The organism is Brevibacterium moorei (assembly GCF_024580735.1).
In the GTDB taxonomy this organism is placed as follows: domain Bacteria; phylum Actinomycetota; class Actinomycetes; order Actinomycetales; family Brevibacteriaceae; genus Brevibacterium; species Brevibacterium moorei.
The window spans coordinates 102,271-119,030 of sequence record NZ_JANIJX010000006.1 but is presented as its reverse complement, the minus strand read 5'-3'; the positions used below and the strand labels follow the sequence as shown (position 1 = coordinate 119,030).

Below are 16,760 nucleotides of genomic sequence, written 5' to 3'. Positions count from 1 at the left end.
ACTCTCACATGTGTAGGCCCACATTCGCAGGCATACCGGTAATCGGAATCACACCGGGTGCACGCCACCGGAAATCCGAGGCCCACCCGGGCCCCGACCCTCTGTGGACCTGAGCACCGCGCCGACTGCTAGCCGCCCGCGCGCCCCGCACGCCGGTAGGCGGTCAGCAGCCCCTCGGGCACATCCGTGGCCAAGAGCGCGAAACTCAGGTGATCGGCCCACTGCCCGTCGATGTGCATATAGCCGCGGCGCAGGCCCTCGTAGACGAATCCCAGTTTCTCCACGACTCGCAGACTCGCCGCGTTCTCCGGTCGGATGTTGATCTCCATCCGGTGCAGCCCCAGTGTGAGGAAGCAGTAGTCACAGGCCAGTGCCACGGCCCGCGGGGTCAGACCCCGGCCCGCGACCCGGCGGTCGATCCAATAGCCCAGGCTCGCTCCGCAGATCGAACCCCACTGCAGACCCGACACCGTCAGCTGACCGCGGAAGTGCCCGTCGACGCTCAGGGCGAATGGCAGGAAATCACCGGACCGGGCCGCGCGGGTCAGTCCGCTGCGCACCCGCTTGAAGTCGGTCTCCACCTTCTGCCCGTTCGGATAGCTCGCCTCCCAGGGGCGCAACCAGTCACGGTTGTGCGCTCTGACCTCGGCGTAGGCACGGGCATCGGAGCGGGCCAGGGGACGCAGCTCGAGTTCGCCATCGCTCAGCCGCACCGGCCACTGTCCCATCAGGCGCTCCCCAGGGGTGTGTCGGGGTCATCGTCCGGACCCGCGCCGGGGGCCCGGCTGGAATCGGGCCGCGGGCGCGTCGGCAGGTGCAGGATCTTGGCCTCGCGCTGAGCGCCGCGCAGGGGGATGGGGTCCTCGGCCAGGCCCGGCGAATCGGGCAGGAAGAAATCGGAGTCGGTGGGCTGGACGCCATAGGACACCTCGATCAGCAGTGGCAGGACTTCGTGGAGCGAATCGAAGATCGCCCCGGTGTCAGCGGGCAGGACCAGCACCAGGGTCGTCCCGATCCAACCGGCTGCGCAGTCCTCGAACATCGCCCGCCCATAGCCGGAGGCGTACTGGATGGAACGGACCAATTCGCTCAGTCCCGGCAGCGGGTGCTCGAGCACCCGCCGGATCCGGGCCGACGCGTCGTTGCCGCGACCCGGGCTGAGCCGGGCCACGACCACCACCACATCGACACCACCCGCATTGCCCGTGCACAATCCGGCCAGTTCCGACACCGGCGCCGCAGCACGGCGGACCGTGAAGTCGTGGCCGGCCAGCACATCGCCTGCCACACTCATCACCTGGGGCGGCGTCGTTGTGTCCGCGACCACCAACAGGGCGCTGTAGAGCCGGTCATGGCTGGTCATCGTCCGCCTTCGGTGGTGCTCATCGGGTGTGGTGGGGTCTCAGTCGAGGCCCGCGACGTAGTCCCGCAACCAGGCATTGAGCTCCTCGCCCAGGTCATCGCGGCTGCCGGCAATTGTGACGACGGCCTTGAGATAGCTGAGCTTGTCCCCCGTATCGTAGCGCAGGCCATCGAACACGACGCCGTAGACGCCACCCGAGGCATCGTCCTGGGCCAGGGTCTGCAGCGCATCGGTCAGCTGGATTTCATTGCCGCGGCCGGGCTGGGTCTCCTTGAGGACGTCGAAGATCTCCGGGGCCAGCACGTACCGGCCGATGATCGCATAGTTCGAGGGTGCCTCGGCGGCGTCGGGCTTCTCCACCAGACCGGTGATGCGCACCGCCCCGTCGACGTCCTCGCAGGGTTCGACCGCTGCGCAGCCGTACAGGTGGATCTGGTCGGCGGGGACCTCCATGAGCGCCACGACGCAACCGCCGGTGGCCTCCTGGACCCGGATCATCTCGGGCAGGATGGGATTGCGCTCGTCGATCAGGTCGTCACCGAGCAGCACGGCGAAGGGATTGTCACCCACGTGCAGTTCGCCCTTGAGGACCGCGTGGCCCAGGCCCAACGGCTCACCCTGGCGCACATAGTGGATGTCGGCCAGTTCCGAGGAGTACTCGACCAGCTCCAGCTTCTTCTCATCGCCCTTGGCCTTCAGCGCCGCCTCGAGCCCGTCGACGTGGTCGAAGTGGTCCTCCAGCGGCCGCTTATTGCGCCCGGTGATCATCAGGACGTCCTCGAGCCCGGCGTGCACGGCCTCTTCCACGACGTACTGGATGGCCGGCTTGTCGACCACCGGCAGCATTTCCTTCGGTGTGGCCTTCGTTGCGGGCAGGAAGCGGGTGCCCAGGCCGGCCACGGGGATGACGGCCTTCTTCACACGCTTGACTTTCTGTTCACTCATAGGATCATTCTATGCTGGTGTTCATGTCCCCCACCCAATCCGCAGATGAGCCCCGGCTTAGAAAGCCGGAATTGCGCGCCGCCGTCCGCGCGGCCAGGGCCACCCGCCGTAAGCGCTCGCAGGACCCCGTGCTCACCCCGCCGGCCGGCTGGGATCCGGCCCGGTTCCACACCGTGTTGGGGTATGCGGCACTGCCGGGCGAACCGGATGTCGATGGCCTGCTGCAGCAGATGCACGACGCCGGAGCCGAGGTCTGGCTGCCGGTCACCACACCTCATCGCCCCCTGGCCTTCGCCCGGGTCACGGGGCCCCTGGCCGAAATCCCCGCCACCGGGCCGTGGGGTATCCGCGAACCCGCCGGCCCGCGGGTCGGTGCTCCCGAGCTGCGGCTGGGCGGCGACGGCACGGGGCGCGAAGCCCTGGTCCTGGTGCCCGGTCTGGGCTTCGACCGGACAGGCGCCAGACTGGGGCAGGGTGCGGGGTTCTACGACCGCACTTTCGGCCCGCAGGGGCTGCGCCCGCTGACCGGGACGGAGGGCACCCAGGTGGTGGGCGTGTGCTTCGCCGCCGAGTTGGGGGTTCCCGTGGACGCCCGGCCCTGGGACCTGCGGGTGCCGGCGGTGCTCACGGAGTCGGGTCAGCACAACACCGACTCCTGACGACGACTATAATTCCTAAGGTCTTAAGAAAGGTCGCCATGCCCACGTACTCCTATAGCTGCAAGAACTGCGGACACGCATTCGACATCCACCAGGAATTCTCGGATGCGACTCTGACCGAATGCCCCGAGTGCGGCGGCCGGCTCCGGAAGAACTTCGGCACGGTGGGTGTGACGTTCAAGGGCTCCGGCTTCTACCGGACCGATTCCGCTTCGAGCCCTTCCGCCGCGGGCTCCTCCTCGAACGACTGACGGTAGGCCTGCGGCCGACCGAAGGTCACAGGGGCCGTCTATCGTCGCGGTTTATCCACAGGTTCACCCGTAGGGCTGTTTTCGGGCACCACAGTGCCCGCAGACTGCCGATATGAGACTCTTCGGCCCCGTCCAGTCATCCGCCCGCTCGGCTCGGGTGCCCATCCACGCAGGCCTGCTCCAGGCGATCCGCGATCACCGCAGGCTCGCAGCCGGCGTGGCCATCGGCCTGGCGGTCACCCTGCTGGCCTGGGCCCTGGTGCCCCGTGACACCACCGGCGCACCCGTCGTTGTCGCAGCCAGGGACATCGCTGCCGGCGCGACACTGTCCGCAGCGGACCTGCGGCTGGCCCGACTGCCGGACGAGGCCCTCCCCCACGAGCACTTCACCGATCCGACCCAGCTGGAGGGCAGGGTGGCCGCACAGAACCTGCCAGGGGCATTGGTGCTGACGCCGGGGGCGGTCGCGGCCCCTGGCAGCGGACACCCGCAGAAGGACCATGTCCTGGTCCCCGTGGGGATCGCGGACGAGGCCTACGCCTCCGTCCTGCAGCCGGGCCACCGGGTCCGCGTGTACGCCACGGCGGACACGGGCGAATCGCGCGATTCCACCCTTGTCCCCGAGGCCCTGGTCACCGCGGTGCAAAAGCGCGGCAATGGGGCACTCGGTGGGACGACCACGGTCATCACCCTGTCCGTCCCGCAGGATCGGGCCGGCGGGCTGGCGGCACTGTCCGGTGCCGGCATCGGCTTCGCTCTGTTGAACTGAAGCGGCGTCCCGGTATTGCCACCGGAGCACAGCCTGCTCCGACAGCGCACAGGGGCGAACCGGTCTGTGCTGCGTGCACGGTGCCATACATCACTACTCCGCCGTGAAATCGACCGCCCCAATTACCCCAGGGTGGCGGCTTTCTCCACTACATTGGGTGAGGTACCGGCTGGCAGATCAGCCAAGCGCACCGTCAATCGAAGGGAACCCGTATGTTCAAGGGATTCAAGGAGTTCATCCTCCGCGGCAATGTCATCGAACTGGCCGTCGGTGTCATCATCGGCGGTGCGTTCACCGCGATCGTCACCGCCATCACGGACAAGATCATCAACCCGCTGATCGCCGCGATCGGCAGCCCCGACATGGGCGGCCTGGGCTTCCACGTCAGGCCCGGAGTCGACGCCACCTTCCTGGACTTCGGCGCCGTGATCACCGCGGCCCTGAACTTCCTCATCATCGCCGCCGTGGTCTACTTCGTCATCGTCATGCCGATGAACAAGCTGGCCAATATGCGCAAGCGCGGCACTGTGGACGAGGAAGAGGTCCCGCCGACCAGCGAGGAACTGCTGGCCGAGATCCGCGACCTGCTGGCGGCCAACGCCAAGTCGAACAACGATCCGCAGCACTGATCCGGCACCGGGCCGGGCACAGGACGGGCGCAGGGCCCGAAGCCCCCGGCACTGACAGTGGGCCGTGTGGACTTCCCGTTATCGGGATAGTCCACACGGCCCACCGTCGTCTTCACACTCAAACGTCGCCCGCGTACCGGGTACCTCACCCCCAGTGTGGGGGCCGCTGAGCCCGCAGCCAGGCGGCCTTCCGCTGCCAGTCCGAGGCCTCGGCCCCGGCCGAATCGTGCTCGCCGGGCGCCTCGTTGCGCAGTGTGCGCCGATAGGCCTCCTTCGCCGCCTGCAGGGCGGCGGCCCTGCGCACGGCCTCCTCCTCGGACTCGGGTGATTCCCCGGAGTGCTCAGGCCCTGTCATCGCCCTCGTCTCGTTCCTCCGGGCGCAGCCCCGCGTCGATCAGGTGCTCCTCGCGCAACAGCGAGGTGTCGTAGCTGGGCATCACGGCCGCCTGGCTCGGCGCTGCGGCCCCCTCGTCCTTTGGATCCGGGTTGTCCGCCGGGCGACCCGGCTGCCGGTCCGAGTCCCCGGCGGGGGTCCGGGCCACGGATCCCTCCGACTCATCGGTCCCGGCGTCCGGCCGCGGGGCGGCGACCGGGGCGAAGCCCTCTTCCCTCCGGTCGGAGACCCGGCGGCGGTAGCGGCCCACGGCCTCGGTCAGGGAATCGCTGAGTTCCACCGCGCGGGGCTTGAGGGCCAGGGCCTGGCGCAGCTGTTCGATGAGTTCGGCATCCGTCCGGTACACGCCATCGGACTGGATCCAGTCGACCATCGCGTCGAGTGCCGCCACCGAATACGCGTGCACGGGCAGCCCCGGTGAAACCTTGGGCCGTGAACCCTGCCGTGAGACCACGACCGCCGCCGCACGCGCGGCGTCGAGCACCGACTGGGGCGAAAGCTCCTCGACCTGCTGCTGCCAAAGGCGCAGCAGCCCATTGGCCTGTTCCTGCGGATCGACGAAGGCCGCCGCCGACCACAGGCGGCGATAGGTCCAGCCCCGGGCCTCCAGAGCCTCGGCGCGCAGCCTCTCGCGTTCCCTGATACTGCCGGTCAGAGCGTAGCGGGGGCCGTCCGATTCGATCGCCATGACCATTCCGGTCTCCGCGGGGGCGGGCTGTTGCGCATTGCCCAGTGGCAGGGCCAGGTCGATCCCGGCGAAGCGCTCCACCGGGGCCAGGCCCCGTTTGCGCAGCCGCCAGGCGATATCGGCCACCAGCGGGTCGTCGCCCACTCCGGCCGCGGCGGCCCTGGCCCTGGCCTCCAGGCGCGAGCCCATGGACACACCGCGCAGGAAGTCCGGCAACAGGGCGGCACCGCCCTTGAGCCTGGTCGGTTCGAAGTCCGCCGGATCGAAGCAGCTGACGACGCTGAGCCGACGCCTGGCCCTGGTCGCCACGGCCGCCAGCAGGCGCTCCCCACCGGGTTCGCCCAGGGCACCGAAGTTGTAGATGACTCGGCCCTGCAGGGTCCGGCCGTAACCCAGCGAGAAGATGACGGCATCGCGGACGATCCCCTGCACCCGTGCGGCATCCGTGACGACGAACGGCTCCTTGGCCCCCGTCGACGAATCCCCGCTGGAGGAGAAGAAGGACGCCACATACGGATAGGTGCGAATTGCCTGTTGGATCGCGGTGGCCACCCGCTGGGCGTGCCACGGCGTCAGCGCAACCACCGCAAGGGACTCCCGCGAACGGGTCCGGGCGTGGCGCAGCACCAGGTCGACGACGCGCTGGACTTCGACTTCCAGGCTCTCCACCTGACCGGTCGCGGTGTCCGGGCTGCCCAGTCCGTCGGGCACATAGGCCAGTTCCAGGCCGGGTCCGTCGTTCGTCCTGGCGCTCGGCAGGGCGCGCAGCATCCCATCGTAGAACAGCCCTGAGAGCATCCTCGACAGCCCCAGGGGCGATTCGCGGTGCGTCGTGTGCAGCTGGTACTGCGGCAGGAAGTCCGCCAGGGCGGAGAACACACTGTCGACCTGGTCCTCGGGGCCGGGTGTGCGCCGGTCCACGGACACGCTGAACTCACGCGGACCCAGCAGGCGCTCATCACCGAGCGCGATGACCTGCTTGGCCCGAGTGATCGCCGGAGCCGCCTCCACAACCGACAACATCGCGGCGTCGGCCAGAATCACGGTGTCGAACAGCGGCACATCGCCGAAGTTCTGCGGCACCTGATAGGGGCTCATCATCCAGATCGGGGCCAGTGCGCCGACGACGTCGGGGGCCTTCTCCGTCATCCGGTCCAGGTGCAGGTAGTCCCCGCGCAGTTCGGAGCGGACCACCTCCGCCTGGTCCTTGTGAGTCTGGATGGCCCGCTTCCACGCCTGTGCGTGGGCGTACCGTAGCCGCTGGGCACCGGCCGCCACGAACGCGGAATCGCACCGCCGGTAGTCCGCCACGATCCGGTCGAGCTCGGCTGCGGACAAGCCGGTGATCTGTGCGTCTTCGGTGGCCATCTGCTGGAGCACCGTCGCCCAATAGGCCAGGTCGAACTCGTCGCCGACCATCGCGTGGCGCACCCGGCGTCCGCGCAAATCGTCCAATAGATCGCCCAGCCCGCCGGCGCGCAGCCGCACCTCGAGCTCGGTGCGCGCCGGCAGCTCCGCCAGCGATTCGCGGTCATCGGCCATCGCCTCGAGCCGGGCCTGCAGTTCCTCGACCAGCATCCCGGCCAGGTCACCGCCATCCGGGGTATCGACCAGCACCGGCATCAGGCGGTCCAGATCGGCGGCGAGTTCCTCGTACACCGCCTTGGCCGAATCCAGGCCCGGCGGAACGACCGGCAGTTTCGCTCCCTGATGGTCCTTGCGGAAGTAGGAGAACTCGTTGAACCGCTCACGCTCATCGCGGACCTCGAGCAGGGCCGCATGCAAGTCCTCGACGGTCAGACCGGAGCGGACGAACTCGCGGGCCTCCCGCTTGATCCGCCCGCGTTCGAACATCCCCAGATTCAGACCGCGTTCCCTACGGTACTCGGAGCTTCCTGTTGCCCCGATGAACAGGTCCAGATCAGCTTCGTAGATATCGGGGGCGAAGCGCTCCAAGGTCTTCTCGATATCGCCCAGCAGGCGCAGGCACTGGCCCCAGTCCCCCACCGTACGCGGCGGGTTGAGATGGGCTGCGCGCAGCACCGGTTCGGCCTCCGCGATCAGCTTCGGCAGCCTGCCAGCAGCGGATTCCGCAACCTGGCGCGCGTCCTCGGCCTGTTCATTGGTATCGAGTTTCGCCCCGAACCACACGGTGTCCTCCACGTCGAGGGTGAAGGCGCCCAGGTTCGAGAACTCCAGCAGGGTCTCCCGCAGGACCTCGCGGGCCGCGGGCGTCGCATCCATCACCTCGGGTCCGAAACGGACCGCGGTCTGGGGACCGGGATCGCGTCCGGTCAGCCGCGCCAGATGCTCCATGGTCGAATGGACCGAGGTCCGCCACGGCTTGCGCTCCCGGTGCAGCGCCTGGGTGTGGTCGCGCAGGCGGCCGCGCAGTTCGGTGAGTTCTTCGACCAGCTTCGCCAGGTCCGGCTTCTGTGCGCGTTCCGCATCGACGATAAGGGAGACCAGCCGCTTGCGCATCCCACTGTCGCCGGCGCGCCCGTCGACCAGCAGATCGGGCAGGCCCGCCGCCGCCAGCCGCCCGGCGAAGGCATCGAGCGCATCAGAGCTGGCCGCGACGTACAAGACGTTCTTGCCCTGGTGGGCCAGCGAGGTCGCGGTCGCCACCGCCACCTGGGTGGCACCCGAGCCGGCGGGGGTGTGGACGACGAAGCTTCCGCCGCCCAGTGCCGCATCGACCACCGCCTGCTGATCACCGTCGACGTCGAGCACGAGGAACTCATCGGCCGGATCGCGGTCGGGCAGGGGCGTGGGCGCCTTGGCGACGTGGCGGGTGCGCCGGATGGGACCCTTGCGCCTGCGCCTGCCGCGTGGGTTCTCCACCGTCAGGCGGCGCTTGTGCGCCCGCCCGGACCCGTCCGCACCGCGCGCAGTCCGTTTCGGGGCCTGGGAACCGGCTGGCTCCATGGCTTCGGCATCGCCTGCCGCGGGCTCCACTTTGCCGGTCGCCTGGCTGGCCGCCGCACTCTGCCACGGCTGGGGCTTGGCGCCATTGTCGGTATCCGAGGCCGCGGCCCGGTCGGATTCGGCAGTCGTGTCCGCGGAGTCCTGCGCCGGAGTTTCGGACCTCGCGGCGTCGATGGCCGGGGAGTCACTTGCCGGGGCCGCGGTTGCCGGGGACTCGGCGGCGCCGGACTGTGCCTGCGCAGCAGAATCCTGTCCCGCCGGCTCCTGCGCTGCCTGTTCCTGCGCTGCCTGTTCCTGCACAGGAGGGGCCGCCGCCGATTCCGCCGGAGTCCGCCCCGGCGCACCGGCCGCGTCGGTTTCTGCGGCACCGGCATCCCCCTCGGCCGATTCCCGCGCCTCCGAGTCCTCGGAGTCCTCGCCCCAGTCGGCCTGGGAGGCGAAGAAGTCCTCGTCGTAGTAGTCCTCGTCATCGTCGAAGAAATCGTCGTCGTCATCGCTGAAGTCGATCGCCACAAGCCCCGCCGGCCCGAAATCATTGACCGGATCATCTTCCGGGATGACCTCGTCATAACCGTCGGAGACCCCGGCGCTGAGCGTGACGGCCGCGGACTCGTGGGGGCCTGGCGCTCCCGGATCCGCCTGCTGGGCGTGCTGTACCAGCGCCTCCCTGGCATCGACGTCGCCGGCCAGGGCGCGCAACAGCGGATTGCCCTCTGCACCGGCGTCGCCCGTGAAGGTGGCGGCGATATTCGCGAATGTCGAGATGACCAGGCGATGGTTGACCAGCAGACCGGGCACGGCCTTGGTCGCGGTCCGCAGGCGGTCGATCACCGGCTGTGGATCGAATCCGTGACCGCGTTCGCGGGTCGCGTCGATCCACGAATCGGCGTCGATGAACACCCCGTGCTCGACCTCCAGGATCGCGCGCAGGGCGGGGTTGATCGTGATGTCGTCGGACAGCACGATCTCGTAGTCCTCGATTTTGGATCCACGCGGGACCAACTGCACATGGCGCAACAGGATCGGGGCGTTGAACTCGTGGCGCAGGCTGCCCTCGCGTTTGGTCCAGGAGGCGAATCCGATGGCCAGTTGGGCGACCGCGATTCCGCGCTCATACCCCAGTTGTTCGTCCTTCTGCCGGATCGAGCGCGCCCGGCGCCTGGCATCGGCGAGCTGCTCGGCATCGCGAATCAGGCTGGACAGGCGCGTTGGCCGACCGGCCAACAGTTGCGCCATGCCGGAGGGGTGCGCGCCGGTGAGCTCGATGAGGCCATCCCGCGAATCGCGGAAGTGCAGCATCGTGTCGCGACCACCCAGCTTGGCGGCCTGTTCCTGCCAATTGGCGAACGCGGCTTCGACGGAGTTCGGCTCAGTAAGTCTAGACACGTAGTCCAGGGTACTTGCATTACCTCCTCACGCTCCAAAGGCACACCGGATGAAGGTGTGTTTCAGAAGCTGATAGAGTAGATTCGGTACTTCACCGGGAAGCCGGTGGATCACTGTCGCCCCCGTAGCTCAGGGGATAGAGCACCGCTCTCCTAAGGCCAAAGTCAAATCTCCGGAGATCCGCGGCAACTCGCCGATCTCGGCCTCATCACCGGCGAGGCGTGACACCGAGGTGACACCGACCGTGACACGGTCGAGAATCGCTCGGCCGTAGGCACTGGACATTCCGGCGGCGTGAACATACCGGTCAGTTGTCTTGAGCGACTCATGGCCAGCCCACTCTTTAGCCGTCGATGGCGGTAGGCCGTGACGAATCCACTCGGTGATAGCCGTATGCCTCAGGTCATGGATCGTTCGCCCGCCAGCCTTCGAGGCCCAGTCGACGTCGCGCCTAAGATTGCGCGAGTTGATCGGCCGGCCGCGAGGCGATGTAAAGAGCCGATCGCCTGGAGCCTTGCCCTTGGCTAGCATCGCCAGGTCGAGCTCGACGGCGCCGAGGATCGGCACCCATCGTTCCTGGTGCTGCTTGACATCCTTCTCGTCGTACCCCTCGGTCCACGACCGAGTGATATGGAGCATGTCGCCCTTGATGTCGGAGACCTTGGTCGCGCGGGCTTCACCCCAGCGCAGGCCCTCGTAGGCTAGCGCCCTCACGACCCGTCGGTACGGATCGACCAGGGCGGCGAACTGCTCCATCTGATCCCACGTCCACGGATTCATTGAGCGGGCCTGGCCTGAAGCGATCTTGATCTCCTTGACTGGCTGATCCTGGCGGTAGCCACGCTTCTTGGCCCAGGTAAAGAACGCCGACAGCGTCGTCTTAGCTCGGAGCCTCGACCCTGATGTCTTGTACTTCTTGACGAAACGCTCAAGCTCCTGGGTGCTGACATCGGCCACGGAACGGCCCATTAGCGAGCTAGGAAGAGCCGAGATGAAGCGCCTGTCGGTCGAGACCGTCGAGGCCGCTACAGACCCCTCTCGTGCGTCCAGGAAAATGCCTAGCGCAGTCGACATCGAGGTCGACTTGCCGAGGCGCGGATCAAATCCGCCTTCGAGCTCTAGCTTACGAGCTGATTCGTACCTCGATGCCAGTCGCTTGGTGTCGAACGTCTTGGTGTCGACGACTTGGCCTCCGGCCTTGATGCGGACGCGATAGCGGCCGCTAGGCAGCTTGTCGATAGCCATTGGCTACCTCCTTCCATGTATGAATTCATCGATAAGGCCGCGCCGGTAGCGCGGCATGGTCATGTGTGTCTGGTCAAGCCAGACCAAGGCTTTGCGGACCTCGACAGGCCCGGTCCCATCCAGCCGCCAGCGGCTGAGGGTTGATTTGGATACACGCAGAGCTTGGCATACCTCTGCGGTCGTCATTAACGTATCTTGCATGTCCACTAGCATACATTCTAAGCGGCGCCATTGCCAGCTCGGTATGATCGAGGCATGAAGTGTATGTACTGTGAAAAAGATGCGGATCGATGGACGATCCAGGGGCCGGACGGACTTGCCGTCGGCCGGCTGTGCTACGAGCACGGTGCAGAGCTCAAGGAGATCTACTCCCGGCTCCGCACCGACTCGAAGGAGGCGGCCCTTCGTAACGTCGCACCCAAGGCTTCGGACGGAAACTCGCCCCGCAAGCGCGCTCGTCGGAGCGACGCTGCGATCATTACGATCGACCCCGACGACTACCTCAAGGGCTAGTTGTCGTCTTCGACCGCGACACCGATCATCTCGGGCCGTGTTCGATTGCCCTCGATGAACCCAGTAATGTCCGAGCCTAGCTTGAACCACGACGTGTCCCCCGCGTAGCGCGGGATGACATGGAGACGCGTGTCGTCGCTCTTGAGCTTGCCCAGCGTCGCCCAGATCGCAGCATCGACGACGAAGTCGCCGGCGGCCTCCGGGTCGGGCTTGATCGATTCGGCCTTGTCGAGTAGATCGAGCAGATCATCGACATCCTCCGAATCAAGGCTCGCCACCTCGGCCAAAGGCTCACCGTCTACGACGCGCAAGACGCCCTGGATGTTCGACACTTCGACCTCGCGCTCCTTCCGGGCGTAGCCGTCGATGGCGCGCAAGGCCTTGGCGATAGCTTTAGCCTCCCCCGCCTCGATGACGACAGCAGGTCCTCCCGAGGCGGCTCCGTGCCCTTCGAATGCCAGGACGTGCTGCCCGCATGCGGCGACACGAACCCCTCGGGGCGCAGCGAGGACTGCGACATACGGGAACGGCTTATTGCCTTCGGACGATACCGCTACGGCGTTATCGAGCATCATCGTCAGCCGCTTCGGATGGATGTTCACGGCGTATCCAATCGCAGCGACCGGATCTTGTGGAAAATATCGTCCAGCTCGTCGTCATCTGCCAGGTCGTAACCCTCTTCGTAAAGGTAGTCGGCCAGGTCTGTGCGATCGGTCTGCTCGATCCTCATCTGCGCGTAATCGAGTGCGGCTTCCTGCCGCTGAAGCTCAATCATCGGCGATCCTCGATCTCAGGCACTGCCCCTTCGAGCAAATGGACGATGCGCAGGTCGGCGTCCGGGTTTTCGTGGTTCTTGACCCACGTCACGTAGCCTTTCGCCTGCCGCTCGGACGTATATAGCCTCCTGATCGCCTGGAACTTACTACCCGCAAATCGGCCAGTCTCAACCACGGCCCATGCCTCAATCATTTGTCATCACCACTCCGTTACTACACGGGCGTCGAGCATGACGCCCTTGACTCGGTCAATGTCGGCCAGATCCCAATCGTCGAGCTGGTCGCGCATTCCCTCATCGTCATTGGCCAGCGCATCGATAGCGTCGTAAGCCAGGCTCCGCGCCGTTTCTTCGATGTCGATTGCCGCTCTCATTCGTCACCTCCGTCATGGCAGTAGCACTGGCACGGGAACGAGCCGTAGTGCCCGTACATCTTCACTTCGGCTCGGCCGAAGCATTCGTGGTGGCGCCTAGTGGCGCACTCGAACGACATGGTCGCCGCCGTCACCCCAGGGTCCGGGTCATACCACCCGGCACAGGCGTCAGCCTCTTTCAATGCCGGCACCGATTGTCTTGTAGATCTGGCGCCGGGCATCGACGATGCCGTCGACCCAGCCATCATGGAAGGCCCCAGTCGCCTCGTCGTCCATATCCTCACCCTTAGGGATGACGTGATGGATCTGGTCAATGCTTTGACCAATGCCTCGCGCAGCATGTCCGCCTGATGCTCAGTAAACGACCCATGCGAATCCCTATCGGTACACCTGCCGCATACGGCAGGGCCACCCAACGGCACTAGATACGGATGCTTGGCCATCGTCTCCGCGATCAGGTCGCTCATCTTCCCAGCCCCTTCGGGTTGTCCCAGTTGCAGTCGACGCCGCCAGAATCGGCGCGAACGCATGCGTATTCGGTGCCATCCGAATCCCTGATCGTCGAGACCTTGAACATGGTGTTCCTTGACTCCTGGCCATTAGCCTTGGGGTAGCACCCCGTCAGTGCAACACCGGCCGCAGCCAGGCCGGCCAACAAGACACCGAAGCTCTTGCGGAATTTCATGCCTCCACCTTTACTACCCTTAAGCCGATCCTCGACGCCGAAGCGACGCTCCCGCCCGTTCTCCAGATGTCCGCCTCGATGTCTGAGATCTCTGCGTCCGCCCCGCACTCGTCGATTGCCGATGCGACAGCTTCCCTGAGGCCGCTCAAGTCGGCCTTCGATGTGTACACGACTTCCTTCTTCACGCCAGCTCCTCGACTTCGGCTCCGTAGTCGGAGCCCTTCTCGACGATCTCGTAGTTGTCCCAGAACAACTCCTCGGCCGCCTCGGCATCCTCGGCTTCGCCTTCCCAGCAGCGATAGCTAGTGGACATGTCGGACGTGACCCTGAACCTCTTCATGCCGCTACTCCTTCCCAGTAGTTCTTCATTTCCATCGCCCCGGAGAAGTCCGGGTGTCGGCAGTCGCGACAATAAGATCCGCGACTGTTCTCGACCCACTTGACATTGATGCCGCACCTCAGGCACGACCCGTACTCGAACCCGTCAGGTTCGACATACCGCGACCGTGGCGTGTAGTTGAGCAGGTCGAGTGCATCGATGTCCGACCATCCCGTCGCCTCTACTTGACTGGCCATGGCTTGACCTTCCCGTCAAGAGGCTCGTCCTCGCTCTTAATGCCGGAGTAAACGATTCCTAGCGCCTTGGCTTGACGCTGGCGTGCCATTGTGCACGCCGCATAGGACCGACCCAGCTCTTTGGCGATCTCGATCAAGGGCCTCGGCTCCATGACTCGCGCTAGCTCATCCTCGGTCCACGGCTCGCCAGCGCGAGTAGCAAACGGCCTAGTCTCAGCCGCTCGGCGAGCGTGGAGTCGCCGCTGCCGCTCGGTTTCGCGCTCAGGGTTGGCTCGCACCCACCTTGCGTAGTCCTCGGCGTTCCGTTCACGCAATTCCGACCGGTTCACAGCATGTACCACGGGTGACCCGGCGCCGTTACATGGCCGTGCCCATCGGTCTCGCCGACAATCGACCCCTTCGACCGCATGTAACGGATGATATCGTGCTCATCGCCAGGCTCAAGGCCGATGCCGGAGTAGCAGCCGTCGGTCAGGTTGAACGTTGCGACAAATCCGGGGAGCGAGTCGCCGAAGACGATCAGGTCCGACCACCTCGCCAGCTCCTCATCCGATGCCCCCCGGCGCAGCATGCGAGCCTCTTGCTTGATGTATCGGTGCCGCCAGCTCATGCGTTGCCCCTAGCAGTGGGACCTTTGACCTCGACAACGGCATGCGCGTCGGCCAGGTCGCGGATTTTTATCATGCCCGAGGTCAGGCGGTTGACCTTGTCGGTCAGCTCATTGATCCTCTTCGCCTTCTCCTTGTTGCGGTCGAAGAAGAAGTCGCGGTTAATACGAGCCTGACGGAGGTCGGCACGTAATGTCTCGTTATCCGATGACAGGTTGGTATTTGCCGCGCGCAGGCGAGCGTTGTCGGCTTGCAGGGCACCCTTCGCCTCGCTCAGCTCCTTGTTTGTGGTATACAGCGCCGCATTCCGGTGCCGCAAGCCACCAAGCTCGCCATGGGCTGGCTTGTTATTCTCGACCTTCTTCTTTAGCTCTTCGATCTGCCGGTTGCGCTCGGAGAGCGTGGCCTCCAGGCCCTTGACGTGGATCTTGATCCGCTCGTACTCGCCGTTGGCTCGCGTGCCGTCTTCGGCAATGCGCAGAACCTTGTTGGCGCCCGCGTCGATAGACGCCTGCTGTTGCGGCTCGACGCCGTAGGTGTCGATGAGCCACCGGGAGATGAGGCCGAGGTAGTATCCATTGACTCCCGAATTGGCATGCCCCATCCCTCTAACGAGGGCGTTCTCGGTCAGTTCGATCATGCTGCCACCATTCCAATCTTGTCGGCCTTCTTGAGGCCCTTGTTGTAGAGCTTGCAGATGTGCTCGACATCAGCCCGAGCCTTCGTGACGTTCGGGTACATGTCGTGGATGAAGTCGGCCTCGCCGAGGATGCTCGCCGCCGAGGTGTTCTTGAGCGTGTCAATCAAGCCCGTGACCTCGCTCTTAGGCATGGCGACGACAGAGCCGAGCGCTTTAATCATTCGCGGCCCCGTAGCAGAGGTCGGAGTGTCGTCCCATGCTGCAAGGATGATTCGCAACGTCAGCCGCAGCGCTTTGGCTCCATGGATTCGGTAGACATCACGCAGCGCGCCGACCGCGCCGATAGCGCGTGCGCCCTGCGCCTTCTGGCCGACGAAGAACCCTTCGTCTTCGACAATGCTGTTGATTGCGACCGACGCGGCTTCGCCGGCGGTGACCTCGACCTTGAACTTGTCGAGGGCCTGGACCGGCTTCGAGCTATTCAGTGCTAGGAATAGTTGCGCCTCTTCTTCTAGTGACAGGTCGTCGTAGATGATCGCCGGGAGCTTGCCGACATAGCCTTTGACCTTCGCCCCCTGGACGCGGTGCTGTCCATCGAGGATATACGATGTCGACGTTCATTCCATTCCTTCCATAAAGAACTCGCACGTCGGATGGATATCCGAGCCGTCGAGCAAGATCATCGGCAGGCCGCATGCGCGGCACCAGTAACCGGTGATGCTGAGGCTTTCGCCTCGCTCGGTCCTTCGATCTTTGATCGACGGAGCTACCGGCCGCGAATCACCGGCGATCATCTGCCGGGTCACCAACGCGGCTTGATCTGGATACGGACATCGACATCGCCCCACCCGGCTTTGAGTGCGCGGCGCAGGGCTCGCGCCAGCTCGACCGGGCTGTTCATCATGTCGTCGAGCTCGGCCAGCTTGTCTCGCTTGTCGCGCTCTGCAGTGCGCCAGTAATCCACCTGATCCTCGGCCTGAGCCACCCGCGTCTTGGCTGCCTTGAGCTCCGACTTGAGCTCGTCGATCATCTTGCATAGGCCCTCTTCGACCTTGAGCGCGCGGACCTGATCGGACCGGCGCAGCTCGGCGATGTACTTGTCCATCTCATCGGCCAGATACACCGACCGTCGGCCCATATTGTCGACCACATACTTCGAGCAATGCGTCTGCGGCTTCTTCATTGTCTCCACTCCTTCTCGGCCGACCCGTACTGGTCGGCCCATTCATCTATCGGTTCTAATTCGTCGGCCAATTCATGCGCCTCGTCATCGGCGCATTCTTGGTTGAGCTCGGCTATTCTTTGCGGATCGAGCATCAGCCGACCTCGACC

The 16,760-nt window shown here is 65.6% G+C and carries 24 protein-coding genes; 5 read left to right on the top strand and 19 right to left on the bottom strand.

All coding sequences use genetic code 11. The features are described 5' to 3' along the window. Positions 1-128: 128 nt before the first annotated feature. The 3 genes from NQ034_RS06365 to galU are packed head-to-tail and all read right to left on the bottom strand — an operon-like array spanning position 129 to position 2,308. The gene (locus NQ034_RS06365) at positions 129-728 is read right to left on the bottom strand and encodes a GNAT family N-acetyltransferase (RefSeq protein ID WP_257047736.1); all 600 of its coding nucleotides are present in this window, start codon (positions 726-728) and stop codon (positions 129-131) included. After that, a complete protein-coding gene (locus tag NQ034_RS06360) occupies positions 728-1,363 on the bottom strand; it encodes a molybdopterin-binding domain-containing protein (protein ID WP_257047735.1) in 636 nt (211 codons plus the stop codon). Before NQ034_RS06360 ends, NQ034_RS06365 begins: the two co-directional genes overlap by 1 nt. A gap of 39 nt (positions 1,364-1,402) precedes the next feature. After that, the gene (gene galU / locus NQ034_RS06355) at positions 1,403-2,308 is read right to left on the bottom strand and encodes a UTP--glucose-1-phosphate uridylyltransferase GalU (protein WP_257047733.1); all 906 of its coding nucleotides are present in this window, start codon (positions 2,306-2,308) and stop codon (positions 1,403-1,405) included. A gap of 11 nt (positions 2,309-2,319) precedes the next feature. Here galU and NQ034_RS06350 point away from each other — a divergent pair, with 11 nt between their 5' ends. From NQ034_RS06350 to mscL, 4 genes are all read left to right on the top strand, one after another. Further along, complete coding sequence (locus NQ034_RS06350) at positions 2,320-2,967, top strand: 5-formyltetrahydrofolate cyclo-ligase (protein ID WP_257047731.1); 648 nt, start codon at positions 2,320-2,322, stop codon at positions 2,965-2,967. 38 nt (positions 2,968-3,005) lie between these two features. After that, a complete protein-coding gene (locus tag NQ034_RS06345; protein WP_257047729.1) occupies positions 3,006-3,218 on the top strand; it encodes an FmdB family zinc ribbon protein in 213 nt (70 codons plus the stop codon). A 112-nt stretch (positions 3,219-3,330) separates the two neighbouring features. Continuing rightward, complete coding sequence (locus NQ034_RS06340; RefSeq protein ID WP_257047728.1) at positions 3,331-3,987, top strand: SAF domain-containing protein; 657 nt, start codon at positions 3,331-3,333, stop codon at positions 3,985-3,987. A 212-nt stretch (positions 3,988-4,199) separates the two neighbouring features. Continuing rightward, positions 4,200-4,616 carry a large-conductance mechanosensitive channel protein MscL gene (mscL, locus tag NQ034_RS06335; protein WP_257047727.1) on the top strand — a complete coding sequence of 139 codons (417 nt, stop codon included), beginning with the start codon at positions 4,200-4,202 and terminating at the stop codon, positions 4,614-4,616. A gap of 145 nt (positions 4,617-4,761) precedes the next feature. On the opposite strand, the gene NQ034_RS06330 is transcribed toward mscL, so the two are convergent. The 3 genes from NQ034_RS06330 to NQ034_RS06320 all read right to left on the bottom strand — a co-directional run bounded on the left by NQ034_RS06330 (position 4,762) and on the right by NQ034_RS06320 (position 11,257). Then, on the bottom strand, positions 4,762-4,971 hold the full coding sequence (locus tag NQ034_RS06330; RefSeq protein ID WP_257047726.1) for a hypothetical protein: 210 nt from the start codon (positions 4,969-4,971) through the stop codon (positions 4,762-4,764). Further along, positions 4,958-10,012 carry a DUF4011 domain-containing protein gene (locus NQ034_RS06325; RefSeq protein ID WP_257047725.1) on the bottom strand — a complete coding sequence of 1,685 codons (5,055 nt, stop codon included), beginning with the start codon at positions 10,010-10,012 and terminating at the stop codon, positions 4,958-4,960. The genes NQ034_RS06330 and NQ034_RS06325 overlap by 14 nt, the downstream gene beginning before the upstream one ends. Before the next feature lie 129 nt (positions 10,013-10,141). Then, positions 10,142-11,257: a tyrosine-type recombinase/integrase gene (locus NQ034_RS06320; protein WP_257047724.1), complete on the bottom strand. Its 1,116-nt coding sequence runs from the start codon at positions 11,255-11,257 to the stop codon at positions 10,142-10,144. 255 nt (positions 11,258-11,512) lie between these two features. Between NQ034_RS06320 and NQ034_RS06315 the strand changes: the two genes are divergently transcribed. Then, positions 11,513-11,770, top strand: a complete 258-nt coding sequence (locus NQ034_RS06315) for a hypothetical protein (RefSeq protein WP_257047715.1) — start codon at positions 11,513-11,515, stop codon at positions 11,768-11,770. Here NQ034_RS06315 and NQ034_RS06310 read toward each other — a convergent pair. The 13 genes from NQ034_RS06310 to NQ034_RS06245 form a co-directional block, all read right to left on the bottom strand. Next, a complete protein-coding gene (locus tag NQ034_RS06310) occupies positions 11,767-12,372 on the bottom strand; it encodes a hypothetical protein (protein ID WP_257047713.1) in 606 nt (201 codons plus the stop codon). The genes NQ034_RS06315 and NQ034_RS06310 overlap by 4 nt on opposite strands. Next, entirely contained in the window at positions 12,369-12,545 is a 177-nt protein-coding gene (locus NQ034_RS06305; RefSeq protein WP_257047712.1) for a hypothetical protein, read from the bottom strand. Before NQ034_RS06305 ends, NQ034_RS06310 begins: the two co-directional genes overlap by 4 nt. Beyond that, the gene (locus NQ034_RS06300; RefSeq protein WP_257047711.1) at positions 12,542-12,739 is read right to left on the bottom strand and encodes a hypothetical protein; all 198 of its coding nucleotides are present in this window, start codon (positions 12,737-12,739) and stop codon (positions 12,542-12,544) included. Before NQ034_RS06300 ends, NQ034_RS06305 begins: the two co-directional genes overlap by 4 nt. A 6-nt stretch (positions 12,740-12,745) precedes the next feature. Beyond that, a complete protein-coding gene (locus NQ034_RS06295) occupies positions 12,746-12,919 on the bottom strand; it encodes a hypothetical protein (protein ID WP_257047710.1) in 174 nt (57 codons plus the stop codon). A gap of 463 nt (positions 12,920-13,382) precedes the next feature. After that, complete coding sequence (locus tag NQ034_RS06290) at positions 13,383-13,604, bottom strand: hypothetical protein (protein WP_257047709.1); 222 nt, start codon at positions 13,602-13,604, stop codon at positions 13,383-13,385. After that, positions 13,601-13,789, bottom strand: a complete 189-nt coding sequence (locus NQ034_RS06285) for a hypothetical protein (RefSeq protein WP_257047708.1) — start codon at positions 13,787-13,789, stop codon at positions 13,601-13,603. The genes NQ034_RS06290 and NQ034_RS06285 overlap by 4 nt, the downstream gene beginning before the upstream one ends. Next, positions 13,786-13,944, bottom strand: coding sequence for a hypothetical protein (locus NQ034_RS06280; RefSeq protein WP_257047706.1), 159 nt, complete (start codon positions 13,942-13,944; stop codon positions 13,786-13,788). Before NQ034_RS06280 ends, NQ034_RS06285 begins: the two co-directional genes overlap by 4 nt. A gap of 561 nt (positions 13,945-14,505) precedes the next feature. Then, positions 14,506-14,790, bottom strand: a complete 285-nt coding sequence (locus NQ034_RS06275) for a hypothetical protein (RefSeq protein WP_257047704.1) — start codon at positions 14,788-14,790, stop codon at positions 14,506-14,508. Then, the gene (locus tag NQ034_RS06270; RefSeq protein ID WP_257047703.1) at positions 14,787-15,428 is read right to left on the bottom strand and encodes a hypothetical protein; all 642 of its coding nucleotides are present in this window, start codon (positions 15,426-15,428) and stop codon (positions 14,787-14,789) included. Before NQ034_RS06270 ends, NQ034_RS06275 begins: the two co-directional genes overlap by 4 nt. Then, positions 15,425-16,030 carry a DUF6551 family protein gene (locus tag NQ034_RS16180; protein ID WP_373567196.1) on the bottom strand — a complete coding sequence of 202 codons (606 nt, stop codon included), beginning with the start codon at positions 16,028-16,030 and terminating at the stop codon, positions 15,425-15,427. The genes NQ034_RS06270 and NQ034_RS16180 overlap by 4 nt, the downstream gene beginning before the upstream one ends. A gap of 15 nt (positions 16,031-16,045) precedes the next feature. After that, a complete protein-coding gene (locus NQ034_RS06255) occupies positions 16,046-16,234 on the bottom strand; it encodes a hypothetical protein (protein WP_257047699.1) in 189 nt (62 codons plus the stop codon). After that, complete coding sequence (locus NQ034_RS06250; protein ID WP_257047698.1) at positions 16,231-16,611, bottom strand: hypothetical protein; 381 nt, start codon at positions 16,609-16,611, stop codon at positions 16,231-16,233. Before NQ034_RS06250 ends, NQ034_RS06255 begins: the two co-directional genes overlap by 4 nt. Then, the gene (locus tag NQ034_RS06245; protein WP_257047697.1) at positions 16,608-16,745 is read right to left on the bottom strand and encodes a hypothetical protein; all 138 of its coding nucleotides are present in this window, start codon (positions 16,743-16,745) and stop codon (positions 16,608-16,610) included. The genes NQ034_RS06250 and NQ034_RS06245 overlap by 4 nt, the downstream gene beginning before the upstream one ends. Positions 16,746-16,760: the final 15 nt, after the last annotated feature.